Below are 2,084 nucleotides of genomic sequence, written 5' to 3' on the forward strand. Positions count from 1 at the left end.
CTCTGCTGCGTAAAAATATTGAAAAACCGCTTGTTATATTAGGGGGTTTCAAAAAAAAGGAGGGGGGTTTTGTGAGCGGTGCAGTAAAAATTTCTGATTTAGAAAAACAATTGATGATGAGAATAGATACACACGATTTAATTGAGGTCGATAAAGTAAAACGCTATATATCGCTTGTTAAGCAGATTAGAAAATTACAAACATCGATAAATAAAGACGGTGTAATGATGACAACTAAGAACGCAAGTCAAGAATTTATAAAAACAAATCCAGCGATAAACGAATTAAATAAGCTGACGAAAACCTTAATTGCTGTCGAGAAATCTATTAAATTTGAATTGATGAATACACCTGTTTTACCAAAGAAAAACGAAAAGGATAATGACGAAGCAGAAGTCAGTGATCTTTATTGATTCATCAAAAGTATGTAGAAGCCTATATTCAATCTTGGCGAAATGGTGAAGTGATTTTCAACAAAGAACGTATTGATTTAGTTAAGCAGCTGGAAACTGAAGTCCTCACTCGTGAGGATATTTATTTTGATGAAGAACAGATTGAACACTGCATCAACTTTATAGAGAATTGGTACTTCCCACTTGAACCATTCCAGAAGTTTATTATCGCTTTTATATTCTTAAAGTATAAAGAGCGTGACAAATTATTTTATAAAGACATTGTTATAGTCATGGCTCGTGGTAACGGAAAGAATGGATTGATTTCCGGACTCTCTGATTATTTCATTAGTCCGAAACACGGAATTGATGGATATAACGTGGATGTTGTCGCTAACAGTGAAGATCAGGCGCAAATGTCGGTAAAAGAAGTCTACGATATGAAAGAGAAAAATAAGAAATTCATGAAAAACTTCTTCTCTTGGACAAAGACAAAAATTACAGGAAAAGCTTCACGATCCGAATTTAAGTTTCGGACATCCAACGCTGATACAAAAGATGGTGGCCGTCCTGGTTGCCTGATTTTTGACGAATGGCACATCTATGAAGATACCAAACTAATCAATACACTTAGTTCTGGTTTAGGAAAAGTGAAACATAGACGAAGAATATATATATCCACCAATGGTCATGTCCGTGGTGGATTTTTTGATAAATTTATTGAGCAATGTTTAGAGATCCTAAGTGGTGGCAGCAAACGTAAAAACCGATTTGTTTTCATTTGCAAAATGGACAGTAAGGATGAAGTTGATAAACCAGAATTATGGGAAAAAGCAAATCCAATGTTCTGTAAACCAAGGAGCCCCTATGCAGAAGAATTATTCGATACCATCATGGATGAGTACCTTGATTTAGAAGATGATCCCTCTGGCCGCCCTGAGTTTATGGCTAAACGGATGAATCTACCGCAAGAAGATAACACGGTTAAGGTGGCTTCATGGGAGGATATAAAAGCGACAAACAGACCTATCCCCTACAATGTTTTAAGAGGGAAGCCGTGTGTAGGGGCTATAGACTTCTCTTTTATCAAGGACTTCACAGCATGTGGTGTCCTTTTTAAGCATGGTAATGATTACATTTGGGACAGTCACCAGTTTGCTAGGCGCGAATTTGTAAAAGAGGCTAACTTAAAACCACCAATTGAAGAGTGGGAACAGCAAGGTCTTATCACATTGCTTGATGGTCCAGTTATTGATATTCAATATATGGTTAATTACTTCTGTGAAATGAGAGAGAAGTATGGTTTAAATACGATTGTCGGAGATACATTCCGGCTAGACATTGTGAAACAAGCATTAGAAGAAGCTGGATTCCATGTCCTTTATATACAGAATCCACATGCGATATATGCCAAACTTGCCCCAAGAATAGAAATGCTTTTTGCTCAACATCGTATTATTTTCGGTGACAATCCTTTGATGAATTGGAATACAAATAACATTGTTGTGAAAGTCAAGAACGATGGAAACAAAGATTTCTTGAAGAAAGATGAGGTCCGGAGGAAAACGGATGGATTCACAGCGTTTGTCTATGCATTATGGCAGGCTGATAACATTCTAGAAAATGAAGTTAACATAGAAGATTCGTTGGATATGCTAGAAGCTCTGTACTTCTAAAGGGGGTGATGAAAAA

2 protein-coding genes are annotated in these 2,084 nt (G+C 36.6%); both read left to right on the forward strand.

Features of this window, described 5'->3' with window-relative positions; genetic code table 11:
• The first annotated feature begins 71 nt into the window (after positions 1-71).
• Positions 72-413, forward strand: coding sequence for a P27 family phage terminase small subunit (locus AC52RT_RS01050; RefSeq protein WP_495539037.1), 342 nt, complete (start codon positions 72-74; stop codon positions 411-413).
• Complete coding sequence (locus AC52RT_RS01055) at positions 410-2,068, forward strand: terminase TerL endonuclease subunit (protein ID WP_495539038.1); 1,659 nt, start codon at positions 410-412, stop codon at positions 2,066-2,068. The genes AC52RT_RS01050 and AC52RT_RS01055 overlap by 4 nt, the downstream gene beginning before the upstream one ends.
• The last annotated feature ends 16 nt before the right edge of the window (positions 2,069-2,084 follow it).

The sequence above is a fragment of the Peribacillus sp. genome (assembly GCF_059453735.1).